This window comes from Arthrobacter sp. CAN_A2 (genome assembly GCF_015752045.1).
Taxonomy (GTDB): Bacteria; Actinomycetota; Actinomycetes; order Actinomycetales; family Micrococcaceae; genus Arthrobacter_D.
This window is the reverse complement of sequence record NZ_JADOUS010000035.1, coordinates 1-5,868: the sequence shown is the minus strand read 5'-3', so window position 1 is coordinate 5,868 and position 5,868 is coordinate 1. Positions and strand designations below refer to the sequence as shown.

Genomic DNA, 5,868 nt, shown 5'->3' with positions numbered 1-5,868 from the left:
CGGTTGTTCCTGTTGTTTGAGAACTCAATAGTGTGCCAAGTTTGTTGATACCGATTGTTTTTTGATTGGTTGAATTGGCTGGTTGTCGCGCATTTCGGTGTGTGGTGGCTGGTTTTTTTGGCTGGTTTCGAATTTTGTGCAGTGGTGTCGCCCGTTTTCCCGGGTGTCATTGTTGTGTCTGTGAATCATTTACGGAGAGTTTGATCCTGGCTCAGGATGAACGCTGGCGGCGTGCTTAACACATGCAAGTCGAACGATGAACCTCACTTGTGGGGGGATTAGTGGCGAACGGGTGAGTAACACGTGAGTAACCTGCCCTTGACTCTGGGATAAGCCTGGGAAACCGGGTCTAATACTGGATACGACCTTCTGGCGCATGCCATGTTGGTGGAAAGCTTTTGCGGTTTTGGATGGACTCGCGGCCTATCAGCTTGTTGGTGGGGTAATGGCCTACCAAGGCGACGACGGGTAGCCGGCCTGAGAGGGTGACCGGCCACACTGGGACTGAGACACGGCCCAGACTCCTACGGGAGGCAGCAGTGGGGAATATTGCACAATGGGCGCAAGCCTGATGCAGCGACGCCGCGTGAGGGATGAAGGCCTTCGGGTTGTAAACCTCTTTCAGTAGGGAAGAAGTCGGCCTTTCGGGGTTGGTGACGGTACCTGCAGAAGAAGCGCCGGCTAACTACGTGCCAGCAGCCGCGGTAATACGTAGGGCGCAAGCGTTATCCGGAATTATTGGGCGTAAAGAGCTCGTAGGCGGTTTGTCGCGTCTGCCGTGAAAGTCCGGGGCTTAACTCCGGATCTGCGGTGGGTACGGGCAGACTAGAGTGCAGTAGGGGAGACTGGAATTCCTGGTGTAGCGGTGAAATGCGCAGATATCAGGAGGAACACCGATGGCGAAGGCAGGTCTCTGGGCTGTAACTGACGCTGAGGAGCGAAAGCATGGGGAGCGAACAGGATTAGATACCCTGGTAGTCCATGCCGTAAACGTTGGGCACTAGGTGTGGGGGACATTCCACGTTTTCCGCGCCGTAGCTAACGCATTAAGTGCCCCGCCTGGGGAGTACGGCCGCAAGGCTAAAACTCAAAGGAATTGACGGGGGCCCGCACAAGCGGCGGAGCATGCGGATTAATTCGATGCAACGCGAAGAACCTTACCAAGGCTTGACATGAACCGGAATGATGCAGAGATGTGTCAGCCACTTGTGGCCGGTTTACAGGTGGTGCATGGTTGTCGTCAGCTCGTGTCGTGAGATGTTGGGTTAAGTCCCGCAACGAGCGCAACCCTCGTTCCATGTTGCCAGCGGGTTATGCCGGGGACTCATGGGAGACTGCCGGGGTCAACTCGGAGGAAGGTGGGGACGACGTCAAATCATCATGCCCCTTATGTCTTGGGCTTCACGCATGCTACAATGGCCGGTACAAAGGGTTGCGATACTGTGAGGTGGAGCTAATCCCAAAAAGCCGGTCTCAGTTCGGATTGAGGTCTGCAACTCGACCTCATGAAGTTGGAGTCGCTAGTAATCGCAGATCAGCAACGCTGCGGTGAATACGTTCCCGGGCCTTGTACACACCGCCCGTCAAGTCACGAAAGTTGGTAACACCCGAAGCCGGTGGCCTAACCCCTTGTGGGAGGGAGCCGTCGAAGGTGGGACCGGCGATTGGGACTAAGTCGTAACAAGGTAGCCGTACCGGAAGGTGCGGCTGGATCACCTCCTTTCTAAGGAGCGCCTCGGATCATGTGCCTGTCCTTCAGTGGTGGGTGTGTGGTTTGCAGGAGTTAGCCCATTGCGCGGGCGTTTGTTCCGCGGTGGGTGCTCATGGGTGGAATATCAATGGATAGGTGCCTGGTGGTGCCTGCTGGCTGGTGAGTACGTTCCCTTCGGGGTTCTGGAAAGCGATGGTTGGTGGGGGTTACCGGGTTTTACTGTTTGGCACACTGTTGGGTCCTGAGATAACAGGGCTTCATGATGGTTCTTGTTCGGTGGGTGCGTGTCTGGCCTGCTCTGGTGGTGGTGGTCGTGTTCGGGGTCTTCGGGTCCTGGGTGTGGGTGCTGCTGGTCGGGGTGGTGTGGGTGTCGTGCGTGTCGGGTGGGAGTGGTTGTGGGGTTCGTTGTTTCTGGTTTTCCTGCGCATGCCGTGTCTGTTCCTTTTGGGGGGTGGGTGCGGGTGTGTCGGGGTTGTTGGTTGAGAACTGCATAGTGGACGCGAGCATCTTAAAAAGAAGCAATTTCTAAGAATAATCTGGTTTCGATGCATGTGCTGAAGGGTGGGCTTTTGTCTTCCTGGTGGTGTGTGTGTTCGGGCCTGGTTTTCTCGATATGTTTTTGATCTTAGTGGTCAAGTTTTTAAGGGCACACGGTGGATGCCTTGGCATCAGGAGCCGAAGAAGGACGTGGGAATCTGCGATAAGCCTGGGGGAGTTGATAACCGAACTTTGATCCCAGGATGTCCGAATGGGGAAACCCCGCCCGGCGCGCGAGTGACCGGGTGACCCGTATCTGAACACATAGGGTACGTGGAGGGAACGTGGGGAAGTGAAACATCTCAGTACCCACAGGAAGAGAAAACAATAGTGATTCCGTCAGTAGTGGCGAGCGAACGCGGATCAGGCTAAACCAGTGGTGTGTGATAGCCGGCGGGCGTTGCATCACTGGGGTTGTGGGACTTTCCGTTCCAGTTCTGCCGGACTGGTGAAATGAGTGCGTGCGTATAGGTGAACGGGTTTGAAAGCCCGGCCGGAGAGGGTGTAAGTCCCGTAACCGTAATGCGTGACGCCGTTTGGAGAGGATCCCAAGTAGCACGGGGCCCGAGAAATCCCGTGCGAATCTGCCAGGACCACCTGGTAAGCCTAAATACTCCCTGATGACCGATAGCGGACCAGTACCGTGAGGGAAAGGTGAAAAGTACCCCGGGAGGGGAGTGAAATAGTACCTGAAACCGTGTGCCTACAAACCGTCGGAGCAGACTTAGTTTCTGTGACGGCGTGCCTTTTGAAGAATGAGCCTGCGAGTTAGTGTTACGTCGCGAGGTTAACCCGTGTGGGGAAGCCGTAGCGAAAGCGAGTCTGAATAGGGCGTTGCAGTGGCGTGATCTAGACCCGAAGCGAAGTGATCTACCCATGGCCAGGTTGAAGCGACGGTAAGACGTCGTGGAGGACCGAACCCACTTCAGTTGAAAATGGAGGGGATGAGCTGTGGGTAGGGGTGAAAGGCCAATCAAACTTCGTGATAGCTGGTTCTCCCCGAAATGCATTTAGGTGCAGCGTTGCGTGTTTCTTATCGGAGGTAGAGCTACTGGATGGCTAATGGGCCCTACAAGGTTACTGACGTCAGCCAAACTCCGAATGCCGGTAAGTGAGAGCGCAGCAGTGAGACTGTGGGGGATAAGCTTCATAGTCGAGAGGGAAACAGCCCAGACCACCAACTAAGGCCCCTAAGCGTGTGCTAAGTGGGAAAGGATGTGGAGTTGCCCAGACAACCAGGAGGTTGGCTTAGAAGCAGCCACCCTTGAAAGAGTGCGTAATAGCTCACTGGTCAAGTGATTCCGCGCCGACAATGTAGCGGGGCTCAAGTACACCGCCGAAGTTGTGGCATTCACATAGATCCCAAGCCGGAGACTTGTTCTCCTGAGTTCAGGGGTGTGGATGGGTAGGGGAGCGTCGTGTGGGCAGTGAAGTCGCGGTGTAAACCAGCGGTGGAGCCCACACGAGTGAGAATGCAGGCATGAGTAGCGAAAGACGGGTGAGAAACCCGTCCGCCGAATGATCAAGGGTTCCAGGGTCAAGCTAATCTGCCCTGGGTAAGTCGGGACCTAAGGCGAGGCCGACAGGCGTAGTCGATGGACAACGGGTTGATATTCCCGTACCGGCGAAAAACCGCCAATACTGATCGAGGGATACTAACCGCCAGAAGCATGACCGCCCACCCTTGTGGTGACGTGGTTTTTTGTGGATCGCGGGACCTGATCTCGGGAGGTAAGCGTATTAACAGGTGTGACGCAGGAAGGTAGCCAAGCCGGGCGATGGTTGTCCCGGTCTAAGGATGTAGGGCAGAACGTAGGCAAATCCGCGTTCTTGTGTTCAATCACGGGCTTGAGATCTGATGGGACCCCCGTATGGGGGAATTTGGTGATCCTATGCTGCCGAGAAAAGCATCGGCGCGAGGTTTTAGCCGCCCGTACCCCAAACCGACACAGGTGATCAGGTAGAGAATACTAAGGCGATCGAGAGAATTATGGTTAAGGAACTCGGCAAAATGCCCCCGTAACTTCGGGAGAAGGGGGGCCCCAACTGTGAAGGCGACTTGCTTGCCGGAGCGGATCGGGGCCGCAGAGACCAGGGGGAAGCGACTGTTTACTAAAAACACAGGTCCGTGCGAAGTCGCAAGACGATGTATACGGACTGACTCCTGCCCGGTGCTGGAAGGTTAAGAGGACCGGTTAGTTTCACGCTTGCGTGGGACGAAGCTGGGAATTTAAGCCCCAGTAAACGGCGGTGGTAACTATAACCATCCTAAGGTAGCGAAATTCCTTGTCGGGTAAGTTCCGACCTGCACGAATGGAGTAACGACTTCCCCGCTGTCTCAACCATAAACTCGGCGAAATTGCAGTACGAGTAAAGATGCTCGTTACGCGCAGCAGGACGGAAAGACCCCGAGACCTTCACTATAGTTTGGTATTGGTGTTCGGTGTGGCTTGTGTAGGATAGGTGGGAGACTGTGAAGCGTGGACGCCAGTTCATGTGGAGTCATCGTTGAAATACCACTCTGGTCACTCTGGATATCTAACTTCGGCCCGTAATCCGGGTCAGGGACAGTGCCTGATGGGTAGTTTAACTGGGGCGGTTGCCTCCTAAAAAGTAACGGAGGCGCCCAAAGGTTCCCTCAGCCTGGTCAGCAATCAGGTGGCGAGTGTAAGTGCACAAGGGAGCTTGACTGTGAGAGAGACATCTCAAGCAGGGACGAAAGTCGGGACTAGTGATCCGGCGGCACATTGTGGAATGGCCGTCGCTCAACGGATAAAAGGTACCTCGGGGATAACAGGCTGATCTTGCCCAAGAGTCCATATCGACGGCATGGTTTGGCACCTCGATGTCGGCTCGTCGCATCCTGGGGCTGGAGTAGGTCCCAAGGGTTGGGCTGTTCGCCCATTAAAGCGGTACGCGAGCTGGGTTTAGAACGTCGTGAGACAGTTCGGTCCCTATCCGCTGCGCGCGCAGGAAATTTGAGAAGGGCTGTCCTTAGTACGAGAGGACCGGGACGGACGAACCTCTGGTGTGTCAGTTGTACTGCCAAGTGCACCGCTGATTAGCTACGTTCGGATGGGATAACCGCTGAAAGCATCTAAGCGGGAAGCCTGCTTCAAGATGAGATTTCCATACACCTAGAGTGTGAGAGGCCCCCAGCCAGACCACTGGGTTGATAGGCCGGATGTGGAAGCAGGGACGAAAGACCTGTGAAGCTGACCGGTACTAATAAGCCGATAACTTACACCACACACCCCCCTCCACGAACGGAACACGGGTCCCCTGGGCAACCAGGAACCCGCGACCGCGACCGGAACACAAGGGGTCGGTGAAGATCACATATGCTACGCGTCCACTATGCGGTTCCCAACCAACAACAGGAACCACCACACACACCAGGAGTCCCACCACGGGACCCCCTAGTCACAGCACCACAACAGCACAGCACCACAACAGCACGATTACATCCAGCACGAACGATGTAACCCCACAAATTTACCGGTACCCCACCACCCACCCCCACCCGGGTGCGGCACACAGGGTACGCCAGGTAGCAAGGGTTACGGCGGTCATAGCGTGGGGGAAACGCCCGGTCCCATTCCGAACCCGGAAGCTAAGAC

3 rRNA genes are annotated in these 5,868 nt (G+C 55.6%); all 3 read left to right on the top strand.

What is annotated here, in order from left to right:
• The first annotated feature begins 188 nt into the window (after window positions 1–188).
• Window positions 189–1,723 (top strand): 16S ribosomal RNA (locus tag IWX63_RS16145).
• Between the two features lie 618 nt (window positions 1,724–2,341).
• Window positions 2,342–5,498, top strand: a 23S ribosomal RNA gene (locus IWX63_RS16140).
• 311 nt (window positions 5,499–5,809) lie between these two features.
• Window positions 5,810–5,868: ribosomal RNA gene (gene rrf / locus IWX63_RS16135) — 5S ribosomal RNA — on the top strand; the annotation flags it as partial.